This is a genomic window from Tropicimonas sediminicola, assembly GCF_900188335.1.
GTDB lineage: Bacteria > Pseudomonadota > Alphaproteobacteria > Rhodobacterales > Rhodobacteraceae > Tropicimonas > Tropicimonas sediminicola.
Window position 1 is genome coordinate 364721 of sequence record NZ_FZOY01000001.1, and the last position, 23883, is coordinate 388603.

A 23883-nucleotide genomic window follows, 5' to 3' on the forward strand; every position below is an offset into this window, starting at 1 on the left:
TGCACATTGGAGCGTCAAATTTACGATACAGGTTCGAGTTCATGACAGTAGAGACCTGGGACGAGATCAGGACATCCTTTCACGTGGCAAAGCTCGGCACCGTCTCGGGGGCGGCCGAGGCGCTTGGCGTGCACCATGCGACCGTGATCCGGCATGTCGACGCGCTGGAGGCGCGGCTCGGGACCAAGCTGTTCCAGCGCCATGCCCGCGGCTACACGCCGACCGAGGCGGGGCTGGATCTCCTTCAGGTCGCCAGCGCGACGGACGACCAGTTCACACAGCTTGTCGGCCGTATTCGCGGGCGCGGCTCGGAGGTGGCGGGCGAGGTGATCGTGACCTCGCTGCCTGTCCTGTCCTCGCGGCTGGCGCCGATGCTGGTGGAGTTCATGGATCTCCACCCCGAGATCCGGGTGCGGTTCCTGACCGATCACCGCCTGTTCAAGCTGGAATACGGGGAGGCGCACCTCGCGATCCGCGCCGGAGCCAAGCCGGACCAGCCCGACAACATCGTCCAGGCCTTCGCCGAGGAACACCACGCGCTCTATGCGTCGCGCGGCTACGTGGAACGGTTCGGCATGCTGACCGACGGGGAATGGGACGGGCATCGTTTCGTCGGACCCGACGAGCCGATGACCCGCGCACCGTTCTTCCGCTGGATGTTCGAGACGATTCCGCCCGACAGGATCCAGTTCCGCACCTCGCAGCACCGGGTGATGCTCGACGGGATCCGCGCTGGCGCCGGCATCGGCTTCATGCCGGTGCTGGAGGCGCGCGACGACGACAGCCTCGTCGAGATGATGCCGCTGCGCGAGGAGTGGGTCAGCCGCATCTGGCTGGTAACCCATGTGGACCTGCACCGGACGGCCAAGGTCCAGACGCTGGTGGACTTCCTCAAGAAGAAGGCCGGGGATTGGGACGTTCGATAAGCGGTGTCCGGGTTCCGGGCGAGGGCCGTCGCGGCCACCTAGCGATGCTCCTGTTCTCGGCGCTGGTTGCCGGGTCCTTCAGCCTGGGAGCGCTTGCGGCCGATGAGATATCGCCGACCGCGCTGAACGCGGCGCGCTTCGCCATCGCCGCGGCGCTGATCGCGGTTGCCGCGCTGGCCACGACCGGCCTGCCGCGCTCCGCCTTCCGGGCGCCATGGCGCTACCTCGTGCTCGGTGGGCTGTTCTCGATCTACTTCGTGACCATGTTCGAGGGGCTCAAGACGGCCCCGCCGGTGTCCTCGGCCGCCGTCTTCACCCTGACCCCACTGATCGCCGCCGGGTTCGGCTGGATGCTGGAGCGCCAGCGGATGACCGGGCGGATAGCCCTGGCGCTGGCAATCGGCGCGGCAGGGGCGCTCTGGGTCATCTTCCGCGCCGATATCGGCGCATTGCTGGCGTTCGAGATCGGCCGCGGCGAGGAGATCTTTTTCTGGGGCTGCGTCGCCCACGCGGCCTACACCCCGATGGTGCCGCGCCTCAACCGGGGCGAGCCGCCGGTGGTCTTTACCTTCGGCACGCTGCTCGCCTCCTGCCTGCTGCTGTTCGTCTATGGCTGGACCGACATCATGGCGACCGACTGGGCGGCGCTCCCCGCGATCGTCTGGATCACCCTGATCTATGTCGCGACCATCGGTGCGGCGGTGACCTTCGTGCTGGTCCAGTATGCCGCGATGCGGCTGCCGGCGTCCAAGGTGATGGCCTACACCTACCTGGTGCCGACATGGGTGATCGGATGGGAGGTCGCGCTCGGGCAGCCGATGCCCCCGCTGCTGGTCATGGCGGGCGTGGGGCTCACCGTGCTGGCGCTGGTGCTGCTCGTCGAAGGGGATTGAGGCCCGGTCTCAGGCGATCCGGTCGGCCGGGGAGCTTTCTTGAAGCTCCCGCTCTTCGCCCAGCTCGATCTCGAGGAAACGCTCGAAGGCGTCGAGGTTCACCGGCTCGAACTGCCCGAACCCCTGCATCCAGACAGAGGCGTCGCGCAGCGCGTCGGGCTCCAGCTTGCACCATTTCACACGGCCGCGCTTTTCCTGGCTGATCAGCCCGGCGCGGGTAAGGATCGTGAGGTGCTTGGAAATCGCCGCCAGCGACATCTCGAACGGATGCGCCACGTCGGTCACGGCCATGTCGTCCTCGAGCAGCATCGACAGGATCTGCCGACGGGTCGGGTCCGACAGCGCGGCGAAGATGGCGTCGAGCGAGGGCTGCATGGGCGCGAGTCTACGCTCTTGCCAGGGGGCAGGGAAGGGGACGCAGGCGCCCGTCGCGCGGTGCCTGCGTCCGTCCTGTCGTCAGGCGACGGAATTGGGGAGCGGGAAATAGCCGCCGGGGTTCAGGACGGCGGCGATGCGGTTGCACAGCTCCCGGCCCAGTTCCCCGAGCACCTTTGCCCGGTATTGAGATGCATGGAGATGCAGCTCGGTGTGGTCCATCTCCCGTGTCGGAGCGGAGAAAGCAGCCCGGGGGCTGCGCTGGTCGAAGCGGTTCATTGCCTGTGCGTCCTGTTGTTCGCGTATGCTCTGTTGCGGGCAGGGAGCTATGTCTCCGGCGGTCGTTGCACCACCCGCAACCTTGGCAAGGCCGTCTTGCCTTGCGTGCATGGCAGATCGGCCGACTCGCACCGGGGCCGCGCGCCGGGTTTCGGTCTCGACAATATCTGGAGAGGGGGGGAGCCGGCCGATGTCGCTGACCAGATGCGTGGCCCGGAGGCCAGGGGGGCGCCGCGCTTCAGGGCGCGGGGCGGAACCGCGGCAGGGCGTCAGGCGCCCCGCCGCCGGTGTCGTAAATCAGAGCGAAGCTTCGCTGGCGCCGGCGCTGCGGCTGAACAGGCGCGCAAAGGAGCGGCCAAAGGAAGAAGCGATTTCGGCAACGGCCTCGGCGCGCAGCTTGTGGGCGCGGCGTTCGATTTCGAGGAAATCCACCGGGTCGGCCGGATCGAGTTGCAGAAGATCAAAGCTGGTCATTTCAGAGCGTTTCATGTTTCAAACCTTTCACTGTTCGCGTCTTTTCCACCTCCGCATTCAAGGTAAGTCGTTATCGCTAACGGCGAAACCGCCTGCGCCATCATTGCCGCATTGCAGCAAACGCATGGCGACAACATGCCGCGCTGCGGGATCGGGCGTTGGCCGCCGGAAACCGCCCGACAATTGCGCAGGAAACGGATAGCGCCCTGCGGCGCGGGATGTCATGGAGGCGGGGCACACGGAAATTCGAAGGAGGTCCGGCATGTCGATCAGGGATTGGCTCATCGTCGTCGTGCTCGGAATCGGGTGGGGCGCGGCGTTCATCTTCAACGCCGTGCTGCTGCGCGAGGTCGGGCCGCTGTCGGTCTCGTTCCTGCGCATCGCGCTCGGCGCGGCGACCTGCTGGGCCTGGGTGCTCGCCACCGGCAAGCGCGTGCCCTGGGGCGCTGTTTTCGCCGGGCAGGCGCTGGTGCTCGGGGTGGTGAACTACGCCATTCCCTTCGCGGTCTACCCGATCGCGCAGAAATACATCACCAGCGGCGTCGCGGGCATCGTCAATGCGATGATGCCGATCATGGTGGTGATCGTCTCGCATTTCTGGCCGGGCGGCGAGCGGGCGACGCCGGCCAAGTCGCTCGGCATCCTCTTCGGCTTTGCCGGGATCGTCGTGCTGACCCTGCCCGCGCTTCGCGGCGGCGCGGAGAACGAGGTCTGGGCGATCCTGTTCACCCTGCTGGCGCCGGTCTGCTACGCGGTCGCGATGAACTACCTGCGCCGTCTCAAGGGGATCGACCCCGCGGTGATCGCGGCGATGGCGCTGACCGGCGGCGCGCTTGCCATTGCCCCGGTGATGCTGGCGGCCGAAGGTGTGCCGCGCATCGCGACGGCCACAGGCTGGCTCTCGGTCATGGGGCTGGGCGTGGTGCTCACCGGGCTGGCTTTCATCGTGCTCTACGCGATCGTGCCGCGGATCGGCGCGACCAACGCGTCCACCGTCACCTTCATCGCGCCGGTCTCCGCCGTCCTGCTCGGCCACCTCGTACTTGGCGACACCATCGCACCCTCGCACCTGCTCGGCATGGCGATGATCTTCCTCGGTCTGCTGGCGATCGATGGCCGCGTCCTGAGGCGTTTCCGGCGGGCTGCCGCGTAGCCGGGCTGGCCCTCCTGGTGCCCGCCCGCGCGGCGGTCCCTGAAGATCGTCAACCGAAAGGTTGAATTTGCCGATCCGGAGAAATCCGGTGCGCGGGGCGGGGCGCGGATTCGCGCTTCCGAAAAATTTATAATACAATCAGTTAGTTGCCCGCCTTTGCAGCCGCAGAATCGCGGATTGACTCAGGGCGCCCGGATTGCCTAGTGTCCGCCGCAACTGTTGGAGGACTGCCCGCATTGGCGAACCACGGCGACAACGAGCGGCTCAGGCAGCTCGACGAGAAGATCGCACGCGCCAAGGGCGGAGACGACAAGAGCGGCTCGATGGCCTCCGACAAGTATTCCCAGGCGAACACCGCCTGGCGGATGGTGACAGAGCTTGTGGCCGGCATCGTGCTCGGCCTTGGCATCGGACTGGGGCTGGACGCGCTGCTTGGCACGAAGCCCATCATGCTGGTGCTGTTCATATTGCTGGGTTTCGTGGCCGGTGTGCGCGTGATGATGCGGACCGCCGCCGATATCCAAAAGAAGCAGGTGGCAGAGGCCGCCAAGGACGAGAGGGACTGAAGACGTGGCAGACGAAGCGCACGGCGGCGGCATCCAGATCCACCCGATGGATCAGTTCGTGGTCAAACCCCTGTTCGGGGGCGACACGGTGCATTGGTACACGCCCACCAACGTCACCCTCTGGATGGCGCTGACCGTTCTGGTCGTGGTGCTGCTGCTCGTCGTGGGGTCCCGCGGCCGGGCGATCATCCCCTCGCGTGGCCAGTCGATCGCCGAGCTCGCCTACGGCTTCGTCTACAAGATGGTCGAGGACGTGGCCGGCAAGGACGCGCTGAAGTTCTTCCCCTATATCATGACGCTGTTCATGTTCATCGTGACGGCCAACATGCTTGGCCTGCTGCCGATGTCCTTCACCACCACGAGCCACGTCGCCGTGACCGCGGTGCTGGCGCTGGCGGTGTTCATCACCGTGACCGTCGTCGGCTTCGTCAAGAACGGCACCAAGTTCCTCGAGCTGTTCTGGGTCAAGTCCGCGCCGCTGCCGCTGCGTCCGGTGCTGGCGATCATCGAGCTGATCTCGTACTTCGTGCGCCCGGTCAGCCACTCCATTCGTCTCGCCGGCAACCTGATGGCCGGTCACGCCGTGATCAAGGTCTTCGCCGGCTTCGCCGCGATCCTCGCCGTGGCGCCCTTCTCGATCCTGGCGATCACCGCCATGTACGGGCTGGAGCTGCTGGTGGCCTTCGTTCAGGCCTACGTCTTCACTATTCTGACCTGCGTCTACCTCAAGGACGCGCTGCACCCGTCTCACTGACGGGTCCGGCGCCGCGCAGGACACACGACACACCCCAAACGTTCACTTCCAATCGCAAGGAGATACGAAAATGGAAGGCGATATCGCAAGCATGGGTCAATTCATCGGTGCCGGCCTCGCAGGCATCGGTTCGGGCGCGGCCGCCATCGGCGTGGGCCACGTTGCCGGCAACTTCCTGGCGGGCGCCCTGCGCAACCCGACCGCCGCTGCCGGTCAGACCGCCACTCTCTTCATCGGTATCGCGTTTGCGGAAGCCCTGGGCATCTTCTCGTTCCTGGTCGCGCTTCTGCTGATGTTCGCCGTCTAAGACCTCTTCCGAGATCCTTGCCGCCAGGGGGGCGGGCCGACCCGCTCGGCCCCCTTGGTGAACTATCAGATCCAGGAGGAACGCATGGCAGGCGAGAGCGAAGCTACCACAGCTATGGAACACGCGACGGACGCCGCGCACGGGGCCGCCGACGCTGCGCACGCAGCGGAAGGCGCCGGCATGCCGCAGCTGGACTTCTCGACGTTCCCGAACCAGATTTTCTGGCTGATCGTGACCATTCTCGCGATCTACTATGTCCTGTCCAAGGTCGCTCTGCCGCGTATCGCGAGCGTGCTGGCCGAACGCCGGGGCACCATCACGAATGACATCGCCGCCGCCGAAGAGCTGAAGCTCAAGGCCGTGGAGGCGGAAAAGGCGTACCAGAAGGCGCTGGCCGAGGCCCGCACCGAGGCGCAGAAGATCGCTGCCGATGCGCGTGCCGCGATCAAGGAAGAACTCGACGTCGCCACCGACAAGGCCGATGCCGAGATCGCCGCCAAGACCGCCGAATCCCAGGCCCGGATCGCCGAGATCCGCGACAGCGCGATGAGCGCCGTCGAGGCCGTCGCCAAGGAAACCGCGGGCGAAATCGTCTCGGCGCTCGGTCGCCCGGTCGATGCCGCGGCCGTCGCCGCCTCGGTGGACGCCCGTCTGAAGGGAGGCGCATGATGCGCAAGATCGCCCTGACCGTCGCTCTCGCCGGCGCTGCCGCGCCGGCCTTCGCGGCCTCCGGCCCCTTCTTCTCGCTGGCCAATACCAACTTCGTGGTGTTGATCGCCTTCCTCGTGTTCATCGGGATCCTTGTCTACTTCAAGGTCCCCGGGATGCTCGGCAAGATGCTCGACAACCGCGCCGAGAGCATCCGCTCGGAGCTGGACGAGGCCCGCGCCCTGCGTGAAGAGGCCCAGACCATCCTGGCCGAGTTCGAGCGCAAGCAGAAGGACGTGGCCGAGCAGGCGGAACTGATCGTCACCCAGGCCAAGGCCGACGCCAACGACGCCGCCAAGCAGGCCAAGATCGATCTCGAGAAGTCGATCGCCCGCCGGCTTCAGGCAGCCGAGGACCAGATCGCCTCGGCCGAGGCAAACGCCGTCAAGGAAGTCCGCGACACCGCGATCAGCGTGGCCGTCGCCGCGGCTGCCGACGTGGTCGCCAAGGGCATGTCCGATGCCGACGCTGCCGCCATGATCGACGAGAGCATCAAGGTCGTCGAGGCCAAGCTGCACTGAGTCGTTTTGCGACGCACCACGAGGTGAGCTTTTCACTTTGTGTTCGGAAAAGAAGCAAAAGGCTCCGGATTTGATCCGGAGCCTTTTTTGTCGTTTTGCGGACCGGAGCGATCCGCAGGTTAGGCTCGTTCCGGATTTTTACGCTATTTTTTAGCGCCTTGAGCGTCGCTGACGCTCCGCTGTCCGCGGTGACAGAGGTGAGTAAATCCGCGGATCGTTGCCCATATCGAAACGCAACTTTGGAAAAATGAAGAAAAATCCCGTAAAATAGACCCGTTGGCAGCGCGGGGATTCATAGCGCTGGCACGTGAAGATTGATTTTGTTTCCAATTGATAGGCTTTGATCATGCTCAAACGGATCGAAGATTTTGCCAAGGACCACGTTTTTGAAACCGACGTCGTGATCGTGGGGGCCGGGGCGTCGGGGTTGACCGTTGCGCAGGAACTGGTCGGCACCGGACGCGACATTCTTGTGCTCGAAAGTGGCCTGTTGGACCAGGACGCCACGCATTCCACGTTGAACACCGTCCGGGCGTCGGGCGTTTCGTGGTCGGATGCCGAGATAGAACGTCGCAACCGCTTCCATGGCATGAGCGGCACGATGTGGAGCCACGACGATCAGCCCTACGGCCTGCGGTGCCGCGGTCTTGGCGGGTCGACGCTGACCTGGGCCGGTAAATGCGGCACCTTTGACGAGGTGGATTTCCGACCGCGATCCTGGGTTCGGAACTCCGGCTGGCCGATCGGGCGCCAAGACCTTCTGCCGCATATCGAACGGGCCACAAGCATCCTCAACCTCGGCGACGACCTGAACGCTGCCGGTACGCGGCAGGTGAACGGCTATGACTTCTCCCGGTCGCCGCTGGCGCCATTCCACTGGCAGTTCGCCATGTCGTCGGTCAATCCCATCGACAGGATCCGGTTTGGCAGCGAACTTGCGTGCGTCGCGGCGTCGAACCTGACCGTGCTTCTGGATGCCACGGTGACCGAGATCCTGACCAACGAGGACGGCCGGGCGGTGCGGGGCGTGCGTTTCTCCGACAGCGCCGGACACCACCGCGAGGTCAAGGCAGGTTGCGTCGTGCTGGCGAGCAGCGCGATCGAGAACCCTCGGCTTCTGCTGGCCTCGCGGTCGGTCAAGCCCGCCGGGCTTGGCAACGATCACGACGCCGTCGGGCGCTATCTGGTCGACCATGTCTCTGCCGTGGCCGGATCCTTCGCACCGGAGGCCGTGCCGGAGGTGCAGCGCCATTTCGGCTATTTCGGGCATCGCAGCCGGGGCCGGTACACGCTCTATCAGCGCGGCTTCGTTCTGACGCCGGAGGTTCAGGAAGAGCACGGGCTGCTTCAGACGGCGGCGCATTTCATGCCCTCGCTTGCGCCGGCAGCCCCCCCGAGTGCGGAGGCAGAGCCCGCGGCCGGCGGGCGCTCGCTGACCGGGACGGCCATCGGGATGGCCAAGCAGGTCGTCACCTCGGACGCCATGCCGGTGGGCGTGAAGAGCCTGGCGGTGCAGTCGATGATCGCGCTGGCTCCCAATTTCGCCGTGCGCCACTCCCGCCGCCGCGATGCCGCGCAATTCGGCACCACGCTCGACGTCGAGCTGATCGGCGAGCAGACGCCCGATCCGACGAACCGGGTGAAACTCTCCGACGAGGTCGACCGCTTCGGCCTGCCGCTGGCCGATGTCTCCTGGCGGGTCGATTCCGCCACCCGCAGGTCGCTCGGCTTTCTCGCCCGGTCGCTGTCGGAAACGCTCGGGAGCGTCGGTCATCCGCAGCCGGACCTCGCCGACTGGGTGGTGGACAACGCGCCGGACGACGCGGCGCTCATCGACATGGGGCATCCGATGGGAACCACCCGCATCTCGGAAACCTCGCGGGACGGGGCGGTCGACCGGAATTGCCAGGTCCATGGCACCGACGGGCTGTTCGTGGCCGGGGCCTCGGTCTTTCCGACCGGGGGGCACTGCAACCCGACCCTGATGATCGTGTCGATGGCGGCGCGGCTCGCCGAGCACCTGCGCGGCAGGCTCGCCTGAGGCCCGCGCCGCCGGGTCAGGGCCGTCTCAGGTCGACCAATCGACGATGACCTCGCAAGAGGTTGCGGCGGGTATCGCTTCCAGGTGCTCGCCGAGCGCGCCCCAGAGCGCCTTCACCTTTTCCTGCACCTCCGGTGTCATTTCCGGCTCGGTGGTCAGCGCCACGACATAGCCGCTGCCGTCTGCCGCCAATACGTTGGTGAACCTCTGCATCCCCGGCAGGGCCATGATCCGCGGCTTCAACTCGTGGACGATCCTGGTCGCGGCTTCGCGCGAGCCGGGCTTCAGCTTGTAGGGCGTGATGCGTGCATACATGTCGGTGTCCTCCCGTTTCGATTGTCGCTCCGATCTGCGCCGGCTTCACTGCCCTTGCGTCAGCCTAGCACAATCGGTCGGGAATTTCCCGCGCGCCTCAGGAGTTGCTGGCGTGCTGCAATCGCTGCCGCGCGACCATCTCGTGGTGGTCGGCCCGCCGCTGGTCCAGCATCGCCTGCTGGACATAGTCCAGATGGGCCTCGACCGCGGTGCGCGCTGCGGCCGGATCACGCTGGCGGATGGCATCGTGAACGGCGCGGTGCTGGTCCAGCAGGGCGACGCGGGTCGTGCGCTGCCGGAACATCGCCTTGCGGTTGAAGAACACGCCCTCCTGCAGCAGCTGGTACATCGCCCGCATCATGTGCAGCGTCACCAGGTTGTGGCCGGCCTCGATGATCGCCATGTGGAACTCGGCGTCGAGCCGCGCCTCCTCGCTGCCGGAGCGGCCCTCGTGGGCGGTCTCCATCTGGCGGAAGATCTCGGCGATCACCGCGAGGTCGGTGTCGGAGCCGAGCCGGGCGGCGCGTTCGGCGGCCAGCCCCTCGATGTCCCGGCGAAAGGCGATGAAGTCGAAGACCGCCTCGTCATGGGCCGAGAACAGCCGGATCAGCGGCTCCGAGAAGGCCGGCCCCAGCACGTCGGCCACGAAGATCCCCGCACTGGCGCGGCGCAGGATCAGGCCGCGCTCCTCGAGCTCCGACAGCGCCTCGCGCAGGGACGGGCGCGAGACTGCGAGCCGTTCGGCGAGGTCGCGCTCCGCCGGCAGACGCTCCCCCGGCCGCAGCACGCCGCGCAGGATCAGCAGCTCGATCTGCCGGACCACCGCCTGGCTGAGTTTCTCGGAATCGACGGGTGTGAAGGGCATGGGGCGGCCTGCGGAAATTGGTCAAGTAAGTTGACCACCTTTCACCGGCAACGGCAAGCGGCCCCGCGCGAAGGCGCGGGGCACGTTCGTCAGGCCGGGTCTCAGGCGCCGGTGGGCCGGATCAGGATGTCCACGCGGCGGTTCTGCGCGCGGCCCTCTTCGGTCAGGTTGGAGGCAACGGGTGCATCCTCGCCGCGGCCGATCGCGCTCACCCGGTAGGCGGGAACGCCATTGGCCATGACGATCCCGGCCACGGCCTGCGCACGGCGCACCGAGAGGTCCTGGTTGTACTGCGCCTCGCCGGTGTTGTCGGTGTGCCCGACGATCTCGGCGGTGGTGTCGGGATACTGGTTGAGGTTCGCGGCCAGCGCGGCCAGGTCGCCGGCCAGCGCCGGACGGACCTCGGTGCTGTCGATGTCGAACAGGATGTCCTGCGGCATGGTCACGACCAGCACGTCGCCCTGGCGGTTGATGATGATGTTCGGGTTCCCGATCGACTGGCGCAGCGCCTCGGCCTGCTTGTCGAGCTGGTTGCCGGCGATCGCACCGGCGCCGGCGCCGATCGCCGCGCCGATCGCCGCGTTCTTCACGCTTGGGCCGCCAACGGCGAGCCCGGTCGCCGCGCCGAGGATGCCCCCGGTGAGCGCGCCCTGCTGGGTGTAGTTGGCATCGGGATTGAGTTGTGCGGGATCGGTACAGGCGGTCAGGGCCAGCGTGCCGCACAGGGCCACGGCAGTCAGACGGAGGGGGATCATGCTCTTTGCCTCGCGTTGGTTTTTTTGTCTGGCCTGATTCTATGCCACGCGACCTGCAATTGCAGCCACTTATCGCCGAAAGAGCGGGGATTCGCGCAACGGCCCGTAGCACGGCGCGCGGTCCGGTCAGCGGGCGTCGGCCCGCGCCGATTCCCAGGCCAGCAGCGCGCGCTTGACCGGCAGGCCCCAGTGATAGCCGCCGAGCGCGCCGGACTTGCGGATCGCCCGGTGGCAGGGGATCAGCCATGAGATCGGGTTGCGCCCCACCGCCGTGCCGACCGCGCGCACCGCCCGCGGGTTTCCGATGGCGCCCGCGATCTCGGAATAGGTGGTCACATGGCCCGTGGGGATCGCCAGCAGCGCCTCCCAGACCTTGATCTGGAACGGCGCGCCGATCAGGAACAGCCGCGCCTCGCCGGTCGTCTCGCCAAAGGCCGCCTGCACCCAGGGGCGGATCGCCATCGGATCCTCGGTGAAGCTGGCCTCGGGCCAGCGCGAGAGCATGTCCTCCATCGCCGCCTCCGCGCCGGTCTCGGCGGCAAAGCCGATGCCGCAGATCCCCTTTTCGGTCGCCATCACCAGCGCCGGGCCGAAGGGGCTCTCGAACCAGCCCCAGAAGATCTCCAGCCCCGCGCCGCCCTTGGCATATTCCCCGGGGGTCATCGCCTCCCACCGCAGGAACATGTCGTGCAGCCGGCTGCTGCCCGACAGCCCCACCGCGTCCGCCGCCTCCAGCGTGGTGAACCGCTCGCGCAGCATCGCCTTGGCCTGGCCGAGCGCGAGGTATTGCTGATACCGCTTCGGAGACACGCCGACCCAGCTGCTGAACAGCCGCTGGAAATGCGCGGGACTCATCTGCATCCGTGCCGCCAGCGCGTCGAGCGACAGCGCCTCGCCGGCCTCCGCCGCCGCGTCGATCTCGTCGAGCGCCCGGCGCATGACCTGGAAATGGTAGTTGTTGCTAGGGACGTTCATCTCGGCTCCTTCCCGCTGGACCGAAACCTAGGCCGCCGCGGCGTCCCGCGCGACCCGTTTCCTGCGCCTTGCGTTGCATCTGCCGCCGATCGGGCTAAACCGGTGCGGTGGCAGCGGAGGCTCAGATGGTCCGGCAACTTCCCTATTCCGCGATGCGGCAGGTCTTCGAACGGTTTCGCGAGAGCGAGCCCGAACCGAAGGGCGAGCTGGAGCACACCAATGCCTACACGCTTCTGGTGGCCGTCGCCCTCTCGGCGCAGGCGACCGACAAGGGCGTGAACCGCGCCACCCGGCCGCTCTTCGAGAAGGTCTCGACCCCGCAGCAGATGCTGGAGCTGGGCGAGGAGGCCCTGATCGAGCACATCAAGACCATCGGGCTGTTCCGCAACAAGGCGAAGAACGTGATGAAGCTCTCCCGCATCCTCGTGGAGGAATTCGGCGGCGAGGTGCCCAATTCCCGCGCCGCGCTGGAAAGCCTGCCCGGGGTGGGCCGCAAGACGGCCAACGTGGTGCTGAACATGTGGTGGGGGATGCCGACCCAGGCGGTCGATACCCACATCTTCCGCGTCGCCAACCGGACCGGGATCGCGCCCGGCAAGGACGTGATCGCCGTGGAGCGCGCCATCGAGGACAACGTCCCGGCCGATTTCGCCCGCCACGCGCATCACTGGTTGATCCTGCACGGCCGCTATGTTTGCAAGGCGCGAAAGCCCAATTGCGCAATCTGCGTGATCGCCGATCTCTGCCCGAAGGAAGGTGTCGAATGAGCCCGAGTTACAAGGTCGCCGGTATCGGCAACGCCATCGTCGACGTGCTGGCGCATTCCGACGACAGCTTCCTCGACATCATGGGTATCGGGAAGGGGATCATGCAGCTCGTGGAGCGCGAGCGGGCCGAGATCCTCTATGCCGCGATGAACGACCGCAAGCAGGCGCCGGGCGGCTCGGTGGCCAACACCCTCGCCGGCCTCGGGCATCTCGGGTTGAAGACCGCCTTCATGGGGCGCGTGCACGACGACGCGCTTGGCCGCTACTACGCGGATGCGCTCGCCGCCGGCGGCACCGATTTCGTCAACGCGCCGGTGCCGGACGGCGAACTGCCGACCTCGCGCTCTATGATCTTCGTCTCGCCCGACGGCGAGCGGTCGATGAACACCTACCTCGGAATCTCCGCCGAGCTGGGTCCCGACGACGTGCCCGACACGGTCGCCTCCGGCGCCGAGATCCTGTTCCTCGAGGGCTACCTCTTCGACAAGGACAAGGGCAAGGACGCCTTCCTCAAGGCGGCGCAGCTCTGCAAGGCCGCGGGCGGGCAGGCGGGCATCGCGCTCTCCGACCCGTTCTGCGTCGACCGCCATCGCGACGACTTCCGCAAGCTGGTGGCCGAGCAGATGGATTACGTCATCGGCAACGTCCACGAATGGGCCTCGCTCTACCAGACCGAGGACCTCGAGACTGCCCTGGCCCACGCCGCGGCCGATTGCGGGCTCGTGGTCTGCACCCGGTCGGGGGACGACGTGATCCTGATCCGCGACGAGGAACGGGTCGAAGTGCCGGTCCACAGGGTGACCCCGGTCGATGCCACGGGCGCGGGCGACCAGTTCGCAGCGGGCTTCCTCTACGGCCTCAGCACCGGGCGCGACCTTGAAACCTGCGGGCGCATGGGCGTGATCTGCGCTGGCGAGGTGATCGGCCACATGGGCCCGCGCCCGGAGACCGATACCTACGACCTGTTCCGCCAGGCTGGCCTCGTCTGACGCGGGCACCCGCCACGACGGGTGGGCGCGAGGAAACATATCCTGTACCTTGCGTAGCGTTATCGGACTTTGCGATTGATTTTCGCACCTTGAGGTGCCATTCGGCCGCAATGAAGATCGGCGAGGTGATATCCCGCGCACGTCGTGCCGCTGGATTGAAGCAGAAGGAACTGGCCGCCGCGGCCGGTGTCCATGTCCAGACCCTCAAGCGCCTCGAAGGGGGCGCCGGGGCAGGGTATTCCACTGTCCGTGCGCTGGAACGCGCCCTTGCCAGGCACGGGGCGACCTGGCGCGAGACCGACGGTGGCTACGAGCTCACTGTCCGCCTCGGCTCCAAGGCCAAGGACTGACCCGCCGGACTCAAGTGGTCCCGCGTCTTCACCCGTCCGGAAAAATCTCCGCCGGAGGCACGATCTTTCGTCCGAAAGATCGCACCGCGCGGAACGCGCGGCTCGGCCCAACGGGAGGAGCGGCATCCCCGATGCCGCGACGAGCGGCGGGAGCCTCCCGCCCCCCGGTCTGCGCGCTGACGCGCTTGCCGGGCGTTGGGGGTGGCGCCGGCCGCTGGCCGGCGCTGGCGCATCGCTCAGTCGCCGAGCTTGGCGTGGACCTCGTCGAGGTCGATCTCGCTGGTCGGCATCTTGTTGTCGGGATTGTCGAAATCGTACCGGAACAGCTCGAAATCCTGCTTGTAGATCTCGTAGACCAGATGCATCGACAGGTCGTCGAAATAGGCGCTCACCGGGTGGGCGCGCTTCGGTCCGTGCCCCTCGCTCTCGTTGAACCTCGGGATTTCGGACAGCACCACCGGGTGCGGTGTTTCCACCGAGTCGAGCACCGACTGCATTCCGTCGTTGAACCGCTCGGTCCAGAAGATCCGGTCGTAGCGGCCGCCGTTGCAGATGAAGGTGGAGATGTGGCCGGACATGGCCGACCAGTGGATGTCGGGATCCATAGGGCGGCGGAAACGGATGGTGTCGCGGGCGAACAGCAGGAACCGGCGGAAGCTGCGCACCTGGTCGAACTCGAAGCCGCTCTCCGGGTCGCCCACCTCGATCCCGTATTTCTGGATCAGCAGCGGCACCAGGTTGCCGCGATACCGGCGGCCGTTGCGCTGGATGCCGCAGATCTTGTCGAAGAACGACGACAGGATCCGCGCATAGGGGTTGCGCACGCAGGTGAAGGCGAGCGAGCGGTGCGCTTGCACGTTGGCCTCGATCGGACCCTGGCTCTCCTCGCGCATCCACTTGTGCAGCCCATCCTGCGCGTCGTGGATGTCGCCCTCGTAAAAGCGCCCGTGGTCGGAGAAATACATGATCTGCCCGATGGTGGAGCAGGCGCATTTCGGCACCACGCGATAGACCATGCTCTCGCTCTCGGTCATCCAGATCCCGGGAAATCCCATTGCGCCCGTCCTTCCCCTCGCGCCGGTCCGCGCTCGACGCGGAAATGCGCACAAAAAAGCAAACAAACCCTGTCAATTCAATCGCCGATCAAGATATCCCCTTGAACCAGCGACAGAACTACAACGAACTAGAGCCCCATGGTCCAGATCGCCTATATCCTGCTCTGTCACAAGGACCCAGACGCGGTCGTCGCGCAGGCGCGGCGGCTCACGGCGGCGGGCGATTGCGTCTCGATCCATTTCGACGCACGGGCGCCGCGCGCGCTGGATGCGGCGATCCGAACGGAGCTCGACGACAATCCGAATGTCACCTTCGCCGCACGGCGCTACAAGTGCGGATGGGGGGAATGGTCTCTGGTGGCCGCGACGCTCGAGGCCGTCCGCGCGGCCGTCGCGGCCTTTCCGCAGGCCAGCCATTTCTACATGCTCTCGGGGGATTGCCTGCCGGTCAAGTCGGCGGAATACACCCATGCCTTCCTGGCCGCCGAGGACGTGGACTACATCGAATCCGTCGACTTTCATGACGGCGGCTGGATCAAGACCGGCTTCCGGGAAGAGCGGCTGATCTATCGCCACCTGTTCAACGAGCGCAAGCGCAAGCGGCTGTTCTATGCCTCTCTGGAAGTGCAGAAGCGGCTGGGGCTGACCCGGGAGGTGCCGCCGGATCTGCAGGTGATGATCGGCTCGCAATGGTGGTGCCTGCGCCGGTCGACCATCGAGGCGGTTCTGGCCTTCTGTACCGAGCGGCCCGACGTGCTGCGCTTCTTCTCCACCACCTGGATCCCGGACGAGACCTTTTTCCAGACCCTCGTGCGCCACCTCGTGCGCCGCGAGGAGATCCGCTCGCGCACCCTGACCTTCCTGATGTTCACCGACTACGGAATGCCGGTGACCTTCTACAACGACCATTACGACCTGCTGCTCCGGCAGGACGCGCTCTTTGCCCGCAAGATCAGCCCGGAGGCCACGGAGCTGCGGCTGCGGCTGGGGCGGCTCTATGCCGAGACCGGCCGGAGCTTCGAGATCTCCGACGAGGGGCGGAACCTCTTCGCTTTCCTCACCGGACGGGGGCGTGAGGGGCGGCGCTTCGCCCCGCGGTTCTGGGAGAGCGAGGGCAGCCTCGGGCGCGACAAGGAACTGCTGCTCGTGGTCTGCAAGAAGTGGCATGTTGCCAAGCGGTTGCTCGGGCTGATCCGGCACCGAACCGGCTTGCCGGGCATCGAGTACCTGTTCAACGAGGAGAGCACGCCGCTGCCGGATCTCGGCGGCATCGAGCGCGGTCTGGAAAAGCGGATGCGGCACCGGCGGGTGCTGGTGAACATGCTGTTCGGCGCGCTCGACACCCGGCGGCTGGTGCTCTGCCTCGATCCGGCGATGCTCGACATGATGCAGGATTTCGACGCCGACCCCTCGACCACCCGGATCCTCGAGATCGACTGCGATTTCGACGACGATTACCTGCTCGGGCACGCCCGCCGGGTCGGGCTGCTGGGCCAGTCGGCGCCGCGGGAGGCGCTGGAGCAGGTGCTGCCGGCGGTGCGCAACTCGATCCGCCACGAGGCCGAGAGGATGCAGGCGGCCGGCTTCTCGCGCCACCTGCGGATACGGCAAAGCGCCTCGGTGGACGAGAACGCGATGCGGCTGGCGCAATTCCTGTCTATACCGATGGAAACGGCACGCGAGATCGCCTCTGCCGAGGACCTTTATGCGGATTGACCAGATCGAAGGGGGCTCCCATGGCCTATGTCTATGACGACCAGAATGTTTTCGCGAAGATCCTGCGCGGGGAGATCCCCAACAGGACGGTGCTGGAGACCGAGCATTCGCTGGCCTTCCACGACATCGCGCCCCAGGCGCCTGTGCATGTGCTGGTGGTCCCGAAGGGGCATTACGTCTGCTACGACCATTTCGCGCTCGAGGCTTCCGACGCGGAGATCCTCGATTTCACCCGCGCGGTCGGCAAGATCTGCAAGATGCTCGGCGTGCAGGCCGACGCGGCGGGCGACGGTTGCCGGCTGATCGCCAATGCCGGCGTCCACGGCGTGCAGGAGGTGCCGCATCTGCATGTGCACATTCTGGGCGGCCGGATGCTCGGCCGGATGCTGGCGCCGGCAGAGTAAGACCCTCCGGGCCGCGGGGGGGAGAGCCGCTCGCCAGATTGCGCGCCTGCGGCGCATTCCTCCTGAGCCCTTCGGGCGGTCGGCGCCCGGCTCAGCCGAGGCGCGACAGGGCGGCGTGGAGCACGTCGCGGGTGCGGGCGAAATGCTCGGGGCCCTCGGCGGCGTAGAAGTCGAGCCCGGGGGAGGCGTTGACCTCGAGGATCACAGCGCCCTCGGTGCCGGTTGCGAGATCCGGGGCGAGGATGTCGACCCCGGCAAAGGTCAGTCCGAGGCTCCGAACGGCAGCGACGGCGAGGGCTTCGGCCGCTTTGGGAAGCTGTCCGCTCAGGTCGCGGAGACGGCCACCCGTGGAGAGGTTGGCGCTGGACAGGAGCGGCAGGCACCGCCCCTCGGCAAGCACGCTCGACCCGTCCAGCCCTTCGGCGGCGAGGCGGCGCAGCAGGCGGGAATCGTCGGCGGCGACCTTGGCGCCGCGGTGGCTCGCGGCGATCCGGGCGAGCGTGTCGGCGATCAGCGCGGAGACGCTGCGCCGCCCATCGCCGGTGATCGACAGCGGCAGCCGTTCGTAGGCGATCGGCACGCGGTCCTCCAGCACCAGCAGGCGGTAATCGCGCCCGCGCACATGCGCCTCGAGGCGCAGCCTGTCGTCCTCGGCCCAGCCGGCGGCGATGTCCTGCTCCAGGTCCGCGGCATCGGCGGCGACCCGGACCCCGCGCCCCTGCGCGCCGTCATTCGGCTTGAGCACCACCGGGAAGCCATGTGCCGCCGCGAAGGTCCGCGCGGCCTCCAGGCCGGGCAGGCGTTCGGCCACCGCGGCGTTCTTGAGCGCCATCCGGTCGCGGAAGGCGGGCGAGAAGACCAGCAGCCCCTCGGGTGCGGGCAGCCCTGCGGCGGCCAGCCAGCGCGCGGTGTAATCCTTGTCGCCGGCCAGCGCGGCGGCGGCATCGGCATTGAGACCGAGGGACCGGCCAAGAATCGGGCGCGGCGGCCGGCCGGGCGGGGTGTAGCGGCCGATGAAGGCGTGCTCCGTCTCCAGCTCGAGCCGCCCGCCAAGCGCCTCGGCGGCTTCGGACAGGGCGCGCAGGTAGGGGACGGCGCCGGCCCGGGCGGCGTCGAGCGGGGCGAGCCGCATTCAGGCCGCCTCGGTCTCGCTGCGGGTCAGCGCGAGGAACACGTCCTCGAGGTTCGGCTCCTCGGTGGCGACGTCCTGGATGCGGATGCCGGCGGCGCGCACCGCGTCGAGCACATCCTCGGCCGAGGTCCGGCCCCGGCGATAGGAGAGCGCGAGCGCGCCGTCGCCGCGGCGCTCCATCTCGACGCCCTCGGGCAGGGCCAGGCCTTCCGGCGCGGCCTCGGCTGGGTGGATCACCAGCGTCTTCGCGTCAAGCCGGCCGATCAGGCGGGAGGTCTGGTCATGGGCGATCTTGCGGCCCTGGTGGATGATGGCGATCTCGTCGCACATCTCCTCCGCCTCTTCGAGGTAATGGGTGGTCAGGATGATCGTCATGCCCTCGGCGTTCAGCCGTCGCACGTTCTGCCACAGCATCTGGCGCAGCTCGATGTCGACGCCCGCCGTCGGCTCGTCAAGCACCAGCACATGCGGCGCGTGCACCAGCGCCTTGCCCAGCAGCAGCCGCCGCCGCATACCGCCCGAGAGCGTGCGCGAATAGGCGTCAGCCTTGTCCGACAGCCCGATCATCGCGAGGATCTCGTCGGTTCGCCGCTGCGCCTTCGGCACGCCGTAAAGCCCGGCCTGCACGTCGAGCGAGGCGCGCGGCGTGAAGAACGGGTCCATGTTCAGCTCCTGCGGCATCACCCCGATGGCGGCGCGGCTCTGGCGCGGGTTCACGTCCTGGTCGAATCCCCAGATCCGCACCGTGCCGGCGGATTTGCGGACCAGCCCGGCGAGGATGTTGATCAGCGTCGACTTGCCCGCGCCGTTCGGCCCCAGCAGGCCGAAGATGCTGCCCTGCGGCACCTTGAGGTCCACCCCGTCGAGCGCCGTCTTGGGGGCCACGCCACGCTGGCCGGCGTAGGTCTTGGTGAGACCCTCGATCTCGATGGCGAACTGGCTCATATGTGGCGCTCCGGCACTTGCCCGCAACCGGGCGTTCCCTATGATGCCGGGAACCTAAGACGCGCCGGCCGGCGCGACAAGCCGGCCGCCCGAAAGTTCCGCAGGAGCCTTGTTCATGAGCGTGATTCCCGAGCCGCCCGAAACCGAAGTGGTCACCACGAACCGCGTCGCCTGCGACGGCGGCGAAGGCGCGCTGGGCCATCCGCGGGTCTGGCTCAGCCTCGGTGAGGACGGCGAGGTCGAGTGCCCCTATTGCGACAAGAAATTCGTGCTGGCCAAGGACGCGAAGGCGCACTGACCCGGCGGGTCAGTGCGTCTGCATCGCCAGCCAGCCGAGATAGGCCGCGTAGAGACCGCAGAGCACCGCGCCCTCGGTGCGCGTGACCTTGCGCCCGGTGAAGGCGACCAGCAGCAGAAGCGCGGTGGCGCCGATCATCACGCCGAGGTCGATCGTGGATTCGGGGCGCAGCCCGCCGATCGGCCGCACCAGCGCCGTCGTGCCGAGAATGCCCAGAAGGTTGAAGATGTTGCTGCCGATCACGTTGCCGAGGGCGACGTCGGCATGGCCGCGCCGCGCTGCGGTGACCGAGGTCACCAGCTCGGGCAGCGAGGTGCCGATGGCGACGATGCTGAGCCCGATGACCGCGTCCGGCACGCCGAGCCCGGCGGCCAGCGACACCGCGCCACGCACCAGCAGGTGCGCGCCGGCCAGCGTCAGCAGCAGGCCGAAGCCGAACTCCAGCGCCGCGCGCGACATCGTCTGCGGCGCAATCTCCATTTCGACCGGATAGGCGGGCTCCGGTTCGGCTCTCGCGCCGCGGAGCGCCAGCAGCAGGTAGGCGCCGAGCCCCGCGAGGAGCAGGGCGCCACCGGCGCGCCCGAGGCTGCCGGGCAGGAGCAGCGCCGCGGCCAGCAGGGTGACGACGGCGAGCGCCGTGCCGTCGCGGCGCAGCGCGTCGGGCGCCACGGCAATCGGCGCCACCAGCGCCGCCGCGCCGAGGATCAGCAGGATGTTGGCGATGTTGGAGCCCACGACGTTGCCGACCGCGATGCCGGGCGAATCCTGCAGGGCGGCCTGCACGCTGGTCACCAGCTCCGGCATCGAGGTGCCGAAGCCGACGATGGTCAGCCCGATCACCAGCGGCGGAAGGCCCGCTCGTCCGGCAAGGGCCACGGCGCCGGCAACCAGCCGGTCGCCGCCGAAGAAGAGCGCGGCGAGGCCGGCCGCGACGAGAAGTAGATCCATCTGTCTGTCCGAGGGCCCGGTTGCTGCGTGCCGCCCGTCGGGCCCCCGGGTGCGGCACCGCTCAGATGGGCGCGCCATCGCCGCTCCGCAAGTGCCTTCCGCTGGACCGTCGCGGAAAGCCGGGGTAGGTCTGTCGGGCATTCACGAAGGAGCGCGCGGCAATGGCATTCGGCAAGGGACACCACCTGCACCTGATCGACGGCTCGGCCTTCATTTTCCGCGCCTATCACGCCCTGCCGCCGCTGACGCGCAAGTCCGACGGTCTGCCGATCGGCGCCGTGGCGGGCTTCTGCAACATGCTGCACCGCTATATCGAGGGCAACACCGGCCCCGACGCGCCGACCCATGCGGCGGTGATCTTCGACTATTCGGGCAAGTCCTTCCGCAACGAGATCTACGACCTCTACAAGGCCAACCGTCCGCCGGCGCCGGAAGACCTGGTGCCGCAGTTCCCGCTGACCCGAGAGGCGACCCGCGCCTTCAACGTGGCCTGCGAGGAGATCGAGGGATTCGAGGCCGACGACATCATCGCCACGCTCGCCTGCCAGGCCCGCGACGCCGGCGGCCGGGTCACCATCATCAGTTCGGACAAGGACCTGATGCAGCTCGTCGGCGACGGGGTGGAGATGCTCGACGCGATGAAGAACCGGCGCATCGGCATCGAGCAGGTCGAGGAAAAGTTCGGCGTCGGCCCCGACCGGGTGGTCGACGTGCAGGCGCTGGCCGGCGATTCGGTCGACAACGTGCCCGGCGCCCCCGGAATCGGCATCAAGACCGCCGCGCAACTCATTCAGGAATATGGAGATCTCGAATCTCTGCTCGACCGCGCCGAGGAGATCAAGCAGCCCAAGCGCCGCCAGACCCTGATCGAGAAACGCGACCAGATCGAGCTGTCGAAGCGGCTGGTTCAGCTCGACTGCAACACGCCGCTCGGCTTCACGCTCGACGATCTCGAGGTCAGGGAACCCGACCCGGAGACGCTGCTGGGCTTCCTCGCCGAGATGGAATTCCGCACTCTCTCCAAGCGCATCGCCGACCAGCTCGGCGTCGAGGCCCCGGCGATCACCGAGACCGCGCCCGCCGCCGAGACCTCCGAGGCGCCGGTGGCCAGGCCCTTCGACCACGACGCCTACGAGATCGTTCGCGATGCCGCCGCGCTGCAGGTCTGGGTCGACCGGATCAACGCCCGCGGCCATGTCGCCGTCGACACCGAGACCACCGGGCTCGACGAGATGACCGCCGGACTGGTGGGGATCTGCCTGAGCGTCGAGGCCGGGCAGGCGGCCTACATCCCGCTGGCCCACAAGGCCGGCGGCGGCGACGGGCTCTTTGCCGACGAGGCGCTGGCCGAAGGGCAGATGCCGATGGACGAGGCGCTGGCGCTGCTCAAGCCGGTGCTCGAGGACCCGGCGGTCCTCAAGATCGGCCAGAACATGAAATACGACGCCAAGATCCTTGCCCGCCACGGCATCGACGTGGCGCCCTTCGACGACACCATGCTGATGTCCTACGCCATGCACGCGGGCCTGCACGGTCACGGCATGGACGCGCTGTCGGAGCGCTACCTCGGCCACGTGCCGATCCCGATCAAGGAACTCATCGGCTCCGGCAAGAGCCAGATCACCTTCGACAAGGTGGAGATCGCCACGGCCGCGAAATACGCCGCCGAGGATGCCGATATCACCCTGCGCCTGTGGGAAACTTTCCGGCCGCAGCTCCACCGGGCCCGGGTCACCACCGTCTACGAGACGCTGGAGCGGCCGCTGGTGCCGGTGCTGGCGCGGATGGAGATGGCCGGCGTCAAGGTCGACCGCGACACGCTGAGCCGCATGTCCAACGCCTTCGCCCAGAAGATGGCGGCGCTGGAATCGGAGATCCACGAGCTTGCCGGCGAGAGCTTCAACGTCGGCTCCCCGAGCCAGGTCGGCGAGATCCTGTTCGAGAAGATGGGCCTCGAAGGCGGCAAGAAGGGCAAGACCGGCAAGTATTCCACCCCCGCCGACGTGCTGGAGGATCTGGCCACCGAGCACGAACTGCCCGCCCGCGTGCTCGACTGGCGGCAGCTCTCGAAGCTCAAGTCGACCTATACCGACGCGCTTCAGGATCATATCAATCCCGATACCGGGCGGGTCCACACCTCCTACATCCAGTCCGGCGCCAACACCGGCCGCCTCGCCTCGACCGATCCGAACCTGCAGAACATCCCCGTCCGCTCCGAGGAGGGCCGGCGCATCCGCGAGGCTTTCGTCGCCGAGCCGGGCCGGGTGCTGGTCAGCCTCGACTACAGCCAGATCGAACTGCGCATCCTCGCCCATGTCGCCGGGATCGACGCGCTGAAACAGGCCTTCCGCGAGGGGCAGGACATCCACGCCATGACCGCGTCGGAGATGTTCGACGTGCCGATGGCGGAGATGACGCCGGACATCCGCCGGCAGGCCAAGGCGATCAACTTCGGGGTGATCTACGGCATCTCCGGCTTCGGCCTCGCGCGCAACCTGCGCATTCCGCGAGCCGAGGCGCAGGGCTTCATCGACCGATACTTCGAGCGTTTCCCGGGCATCCGCGCCTACATGGACGACACCGTCGCCTTCGCCAAGGAACACGGCTACGTCCAGACCCTGTTCGGCCGCAAGATCCACACGCCGGAGATCAACGCCAAGGGCCCCGGTGCGGGCTTCGCCAAGCGCGCCGCGATCAACGCGCCGATCCAGGGAACCGCCGCCGACGTGATCCGTCGGGCGATGATCCGCATGGAAGACGCGATCGCCGGCCTGCCCGCGACGATGCTGCTGCAGGTCCACGACGAACTGATCTTCGAAGTGGACGCGGGCGCGGTGGATCAGGTCATCGAACGGGTTCGGACGGTGATGGAAAGCGCATCCGAGCCGGCGGTGAAGCTCGACGTGCCGCTGGTCGTCGATGCGGGGCAGGGGGCAAACTGGGCCGAAGCCCACTGACGCCAGGCGTGCCCGCCCGGCGCGGCGTCGCGGCCGGCAAGGGCGCGCGCCCCGTTTCGGCCGCCGGCGCGACCGCGTCGCTCTCTGCGGCTGCGATCTCGGCCGTGCCGGGCCGTCGCCGGGTCAGCCCCCAGTACCCGAAGGTGATGAACCCGATCTGGATCAGGAATGAGCCGAGGTTGAACGCGTCGATCAGGCTCAGAAGGACGAGCATCGCGGCAATGATCTTGGAAACGGCATAGCCCGTTCCATTGCCGCAGACATGCTCGCATTGCACCAGGGCGAAGCCGCCAACGTAAATGACGGAACCGATGACGCCGCAGATCTGCAACAGGAGCGGCACATGGGCGGGCAGGGAAAAATGGTCAATCATAATGGTCGTCCGATAATCGATGTCTGGCCTCGCCCGAAACGA

The 23883-nt window shown here is 67.4% G+C and carries 28 protein-coding genes; 16 read left to right on the forward strand and 12 right to left on the reverse strand.

What is annotated here, in order from left to right; all coding sequences use genetic code 11:
• Nucleotides 1-41 precede the first annotated feature (41 nt).
• Both CHB86_RS01700 and CHB86_RS01705 read left to right on the forward strand, forming a co-directional pair.
• The gene (locus tag CHB86_RS01700; protein ID WP_089230811.1) at nucleotides 42-926 is read left to right on the forward strand and encodes a LysR family transcriptional regulator; all 885 of its coding nucleotides are present in this window, start codon (nucleotides 42-44) and stop codon (nucleotides 924-926) included.
• Nucleotides 911-1819 carry a DMT family transporter gene (locus tag CHB86_RS01705; RefSeq protein ID WP_425445402.1) on the forward strand — a complete coding sequence of 303 codons (909 nt, stop codon included), beginning with the start codon at nucleotides 911-913 and terminating at the stop codon, nucleotides 1817-1819. The genes CHB86_RS01700 and CHB86_RS01705 overlap by 16 nt, the downstream gene beginning before the upstream one ends.
• A 9-nt stretch (nucleotides 1820-1828) precedes the next feature.
• Here CHB86_RS01705 and CHB86_RS01710 read toward each other — a convergent pair whose 3' ends face one another.
• From CHB86_RS01710 to CHB86_RS24505, 3 genes are all read right to left on the reverse strand, one after another.
• Nucleotides 1829-2194, reverse strand: coding sequence for an ArsR/SmtB family transcription factor (locus CHB86_RS01710; RefSeq protein ID WP_089230813.1), 366 nt, complete (start codon nucleotides 2192-2194; stop codon nucleotides 1829-1831).
• Between the two features lie 81 nt (nucleotides 2195-2275).
• Nucleotides 2276-2473 carry a hypothetical protein gene (locus tag CHB86_RS01715; RefSeq protein WP_089230814.1) on the reverse strand — a complete coding sequence of 66 codons (198 nt, stop codon included), beginning with the start codon at nucleotides 2471-2473 and terminating at the stop codon, nucleotides 2276-2278.
• Between the two features lie 297 nt (nucleotides 2474-2770).
• Complete coding sequence (locus CHB86_RS24505) at nucleotides 2771-2962, reverse strand: RSP_7527 family protein (RefSeq protein ID WP_176442718.1); 192 nt, start codon at nucleotides 2960-2962, stop codon at nucleotides 2771-2773.
• A gap of 247 nt (nucleotides 2963-3209) precedes the next feature.
• On the opposite strand from CHB86_RS24505, the gene CHB86_RS01720 reads away from it, so the two are divergent.
• From CHB86_RS01720 to CHB86_RS01750, 7 genes are all read left to right on the forward strand, one after another.
• Nucleotides 3210-4100 carry a DMT family transporter gene (locus CHB86_RS01720; RefSeq protein WP_089230815.1) on the forward strand — a complete coding sequence of 297 codons (891 nt, stop codon included), beginning with the start codon at nucleotides 3210-3212 and terminating at the stop codon, nucleotides 4098-4100.
• Between the two features lie 236 nt (nucleotides 4101-4336).
• Nucleotides 4337-4666 (forward strand): AtpZ/AtpI family protein, encoded by a 330-nt coding sequence (locus CHB86_RS01725; protein WP_245837698.1) that lies wholly within the window; start codon nucleotides 4337-4339, stop codon nucleotides 4664-4666.
• Nucleotides 4667-4670: 4 nt separating this feature from the next.
• Entirely contained in the window at nucleotides 4671-5420 is a 750-nt protein-coding gene (locus tag CHB86_RS01730) for a F0F1 ATP synthase subunit A (protein ID WP_245837699.1), read from the forward strand.
• Nucleotides 5421-5490: 70 nt separating this feature from the next.
• Entirely contained in the window at nucleotides 5491-5727 is a 237-nt protein-coding gene (locus CHB86_RS01735) for a F0F1 ATP synthase subunit C (protein WP_089230816.1), read from the forward strand.
• Nucleotides 5728-5811: 84 nt separating this feature from the next.
• On the forward strand, nucleotides 5812-6396 hold the full coding sequence (locus CHB86_RS01740; protein WP_281251202.1) for a F0F1 ATP synthase subunit B': 585 nt from the start codon (nucleotides 5812-5814) through the stop codon (nucleotides 6394-6396).
• On the forward strand, nucleotides 6396-6956 hold the full coding sequence (locus CHB86_RS01745) for a F0F1 ATP synthase subunit B (RefSeq protein WP_089230818.1): 561 nt from the start codon (nucleotides 6396-6398) through the stop codon (nucleotides 6954-6956). The genes CHB86_RS01740 and CHB86_RS01745 overlap by 1 nt, the downstream gene beginning before the upstream one ends.
• A 346-nt stretch (nucleotides 6957-7302) precedes the next feature.
• A complete protein-coding gene (locus CHB86_RS01750) occupies nucleotides 7303-8997 on the forward strand; it encodes a GMC oxidoreductase (RefSeq protein ID WP_141134804.1) in 1695 nt (564 codons plus the stop codon).
• Between the two features lie 27 nt (nucleotides 8998-9024).
• Here CHB86_RS01750 and CHB86_RS01755 read toward each other — a convergent pair whose 3' ends face one another.
• From CHB86_RS01755 to CHB86_RS01770, 4 genes are all read right to left on the reverse strand, one after another.
• A complete protein-coding gene (locus tag CHB86_RS01755) occupies nucleotides 9025-9312 on the reverse strand; it encodes a hypothetical protein (RefSeq protein WP_089230820.1) in 288 nt (95 codons plus the stop codon).
• A 97-nt stretch (nucleotides 9313-9409) separates the two neighbouring features.
• Nucleotides 9410-10177, reverse strand: a complete 768-nt coding sequence (locus CHB86_RS01760) for a FadR/GntR family transcriptional regulator (protein WP_089230821.1) — start codon at nucleotides 10175-10177, stop codon at nucleotides 9410-9412.
• A 101-nt stretch (nucleotides 10178-10278) separates the two neighbouring features.
• Complete coding sequence (locus tag CHB86_RS01765) at nucleotides 10279-10932, reverse strand: YiaD family glycine zipper/OmpA-like lipoprotein (protein WP_089230822.1); 654 nt, start codon at nucleotides 10930-10932, stop codon at nucleotides 10279-10281.
• 126 nt (nucleotides 10933-11058) lie between these two features.
• On the reverse strand, nucleotides 11059-11907 hold the full coding sequence (locus CHB86_RS01770; RefSeq protein ID WP_089230823.1) for a bifunctional helix-turn-helix domain-containing protein/methylated-DNA--[protein]-cysteine S-methyltransferase: 849 nt from the start codon (nucleotides 11905-11907) through the stop codon (nucleotides 11059-11061).
• Nucleotides 11908-12032: 125 nt separating this feature from the next.
• On the opposite strand from CHB86_RS01770, the gene nth reads away from it, so the two are divergent.
• From nth to CHB86_RS01785, 3 genes are all read left to right on the forward strand, one after another.
• A complete protein-coding gene (gene nth / locus CHB86_RS01775) occupies nucleotides 12033-12674 on the forward strand; it encodes an endonuclease III (RefSeq protein ID WP_089230824.1) in 642 nt (213 codons plus the stop codon).
• On the forward strand, nucleotides 12671-13663 hold the full coding sequence (locus tag CHB86_RS01780) for an adenosine kinase (protein WP_089230825.1): 993 nt from the start codon (nucleotides 12671-12673) through the stop codon (nucleotides 13661-13663). The genes nth and CHB86_RS01780 overlap by 4 nt, the downstream gene beginning before the upstream one ends.
• A gap of 110 nt (nucleotides 13664-13773) precedes the next feature.
• Nucleotides 13774-14013, forward strand: a complete 240-nt coding sequence (locus CHB86_RS01785) for a helix-turn-helix domain-containing protein (RefSeq protein ID WP_089230826.1) — start codon at nucleotides 13774-13776, stop codon at nucleotides 14011-14013.
• Nucleotides 14014-14249: 236 nt separating this feature from the next.
• On the opposite strand, the gene CHB86_RS01790 is transcribed toward CHB86_RS01785, so the two are convergent.
• On the reverse strand, nucleotides 14250-15068 hold the full coding sequence (locus CHB86_RS01790; RefSeq protein WP_089230827.1) for a sulfotransferase family protein: 819 nt from the start codon (nucleotides 15066-15068) through the stop codon (nucleotides 14250-14252).
• 138 nt (nucleotides 15069-15206) lie between these two features.
• Between CHB86_RS01790 and CHB86_RS01795 the strand changes: the two genes are divergently transcribed.
• Together CHB86_RS01795 and CHB86_RS01800 are read left to right on the forward strand one after the other, a co-directional pair.
• Complete coding sequence (locus tag CHB86_RS01795) at nucleotides 15207-16784, forward strand: DUF5928 domain-containing protein (protein WP_089230828.1); 1578 nt, start codon at nucleotides 15207-15209, stop codon at nucleotides 16782-16784.
• A 20-nt stretch (nucleotides 16785-16804) separates the two neighbouring features.
• Nucleotides 16805-17188, forward strand: a complete 384-nt coding sequence (locus CHB86_RS01800) for an HIT domain-containing protein (protein WP_089230829.1) — start codon at nucleotides 16805-16807, stop codon at nucleotides 17186-17188.
• A gap of 91 nt (nucleotides 17189-17279) precedes the next feature.
• On the opposite strand, the gene CHB86_RS01805 is transcribed toward CHB86_RS01800, so the two are convergent.
• On the reverse strand, nucleotides 17280-18320 hold the full coding sequence (locus CHB86_RS01805; RefSeq protein ID WP_089230830.1) for an ATP-binding protein: 1041 nt from the start codon (nucleotides 18318-18320) through the stop codon (nucleotides 17280-17282).
• A complete protein-coding gene (locus CHB86_RS01810; RefSeq protein WP_089230831.1) occupies nucleotides 18321-19265 on the reverse strand; it encodes an ABC transporter ATP-binding protein in 945 nt (314 codons plus the stop codon). It lies immediately after the preceding gene.
• A gap of 121 nt (nucleotides 19266-19386) precedes the next feature.
• Here CHB86_RS01810 and CHB86_RS01815 point away from each other — a divergent pair, with 121 nt between their 5' ends.
• The gene (locus CHB86_RS01815; protein WP_176442765.1) at nucleotides 19387-19563 is read left to right on the forward strand and encodes a zinc-finger domain-containing protein; all 177 of its coding nucleotides are present in this window, start codon (nucleotides 19387-19389) and stop codon (nucleotides 19561-19563) included.
• A 9-nt stretch (nucleotides 19564-19572) separates the two neighbouring features.
• Here CHB86_RS01815 and CHB86_RS01820 read toward each other — a convergent pair whose 3' ends face one another.
• Entirely contained in the window at nucleotides 19573-20511 is a 939-nt protein-coding gene (locus CHB86_RS01820; RefSeq protein ID WP_089230833.1) for a calcium/sodium antiporter, read from the reverse strand.
• Between the two features lie 161 nt (nucleotides 20512-20672).
• Between CHB86_RS01820 and polA the strand changes: the two genes are divergently transcribed.
• On the forward strand, nucleotides 20673-23468 hold the full coding sequence (polA, locus tag CHB86_RS01825) for a DNA polymerase I (protein ID WP_089230834.1): 2796 nt from the start codon (nucleotides 20673-20675) through the stop codon (nucleotides 23466-23468).
• On the opposite strand, the gene CHB86_RS24845 is transcribed toward polA, so the two are convergent.
• Nucleotides 23356-23841, reverse strand: a complete 486-nt coding sequence (locus CHB86_RS24845; protein WP_141134805.1) for a CBU_0592 family membrane protein — start codon at nucleotides 23839-23841, stop codon at nucleotides 23356-23358. The two genes, polA and CHB86_RS24845, sit on opposite strands and share 113 nt — an antisense overlap.
• Between the last annotated feature and the right edge of the window lie 42 nt (nucleotides 23842-23883).

Bases quoted from the DNA above. Each gene is read 5' to 3' on its own strand.
- CHB86_RS01700 (WP_089230811.1), top strand. From the start codon at position 42: ATGACAGTAGAGACCTGGGACGAGATCAGGACATCCTTTCACGTGGCA.
- CHB86_RS01710 (WP_089230813.1), bottom strand. From the start codon at position 2,194: ATGCAGCCCTCGCTCGACGCCATCTTCGCCGCGCTGTCGGACCCGACC.
- CHB86_RS01715 (WP_089230814.1), bottom strand. From the start codon at position 2,473: ATGAACCGCTTCGACCAGCGCAGCCCCCGGGCTGCTTTCTCCGCTCCG.
- CHB86_RS24505 (WP_176442718.1), bottom strand. From the start codon at position 2,962: ATGAAACGCTCTGAAATGACCAGCTTTGATCTTCTGCAACTCGATCCG.
- CHB86_RS01720 (WP_089230815.1), top strand. From the start codon at position 3,210: ATGTCGATCAGGGATTGGCTCATCGTCGTCGTGCTCGGAATCGGGTGG.
- CHB86_RS01735 (WP_089230816.1), top strand. From the start codon at position 5,491: ATGGAAGGCGATATCGCAAGCATGGGTCAATTCATCGGTGCCGGCCTC.
- CHB86_RS01740 (WP_281251202.1), top strand. From the start codon at position 5,812: ATGGCAGGCGAGAGCGAAGCTACCACAGCTATGGAACACGCGACGGAC.
- CHB86_RS01745 (WP_089230818.1), top strand. From the start codon at position 6,396: ATGCGCAAGATCGCCCTGACCGTCGCTCTCGCCGGCGCTGCCGCGCCG.
- CHB86_RS01750 (WP_141134804.1), top strand. From the start codon at position 7,303: ATGCTCAAACGGATCGAAGATTTTGCCAAGGACCACGTTTTTGAAACC.
- CHB86_RS01755 (WP_089230820.1), bottom strand. From the start codon at position 9,312: ATGTATGCACGCATCACGCCCTACAAGCTGAAGCCCGGCTCGCGCGAA.
- CHB86_RS01760 (WP_089230821.1), bottom strand. From the start codon at position 10,177: ATGCCCTTCACACCCGTCGATTCCGAGAAACTCAGCCAGGCGGTGGTC.
- CHB86_RS01765 (WP_089230822.1), bottom strand. From the start codon at position 10,932: ATGATCCCCCTCCGTCTGACTGCCGTGGCCCTGTGCGGCACGCTGGCC.
- CHB86_RS01770 (WP_089230823.1), bottom strand. From the start codon at position 11,907: ATGAACGTCCCTAGCAACAACTACCATTTCCAGGTCATGCGCCGGGCG.
- nth (WP_089230824.1), top strand. From the start codon at position 12,033: ATGGTCCGGCAACTTCCCTATTCCGCGATGCGGCAGGTCTTCGAACGG.
- CHB86_RS01780 (WP_089230825.1), top strand. From the start codon at position 12,671: ATGAGCCCGAGTTACAAGGTCGCCGGTATCGGCAACGCCATCGTCGAC.
- CHB86_RS01785 (WP_089230826.1), top strand. From the start codon at position 13,774: ATGAAGATCGGCGAGGTGATATCCCGCGCACGTCGTGCCGCTGGATTG.
- CHB86_RS01790 (WP_089230827.1), bottom strand. From the start codon at position 15,068: ATGGGATTTCCCGGGATCTGGATGACCGAGAGCGAGAGCATGGTCTAT.
- CHB86_RS01795 (WP_089230828.1), top strand. From the start codon at position 15,207: ATGGTCCAGATCGCCTATATCCTGCTCTGTCACAAGGACCCAGACGCG.
- CHB86_RS01800 (WP_089230829.1), top strand. From the start codon at position 16,805: ATGGCCTATGTCTATGACGACCAGAATGTTTTCGCGAAGATCCTGCGC.
- CHB86_RS01805 (WP_089230830.1), bottom strand. From the start codon at position 18,320: ATGCGGCTCGCCCCGCTCGACGCCGCCCGGGCCGGCGCCGTCCCCTAC.
- CHB86_RS01810 (WP_089230831.1), bottom strand. From the start codon at position 19,265: ATGAGCCAGTTCGCCATCGAGATCGAGGGTCTCACCAAGACCTACGCC.
- CHB86_RS01820 (WP_089230833.1), bottom strand. From the start codon at position 20,511: ATGGATCTACTTCTCGTCGCGGCCGGCCTCGCCGCGCTCTTCTTCGGC.
- polA (WP_089230834.1), top strand. From the start codon at position 20,673: ATGGCATTCGGCAAGGGACACCACCTGCACCTGATCGACGGCTCGGCC.
- CHB86_RS24845 (WP_141134805.1), bottom strand. From the start codon at position 23,841: ATGATTGACCATTTTTCCCTGCCCGCCCATGTGCCGCTCCTGTTGCAG.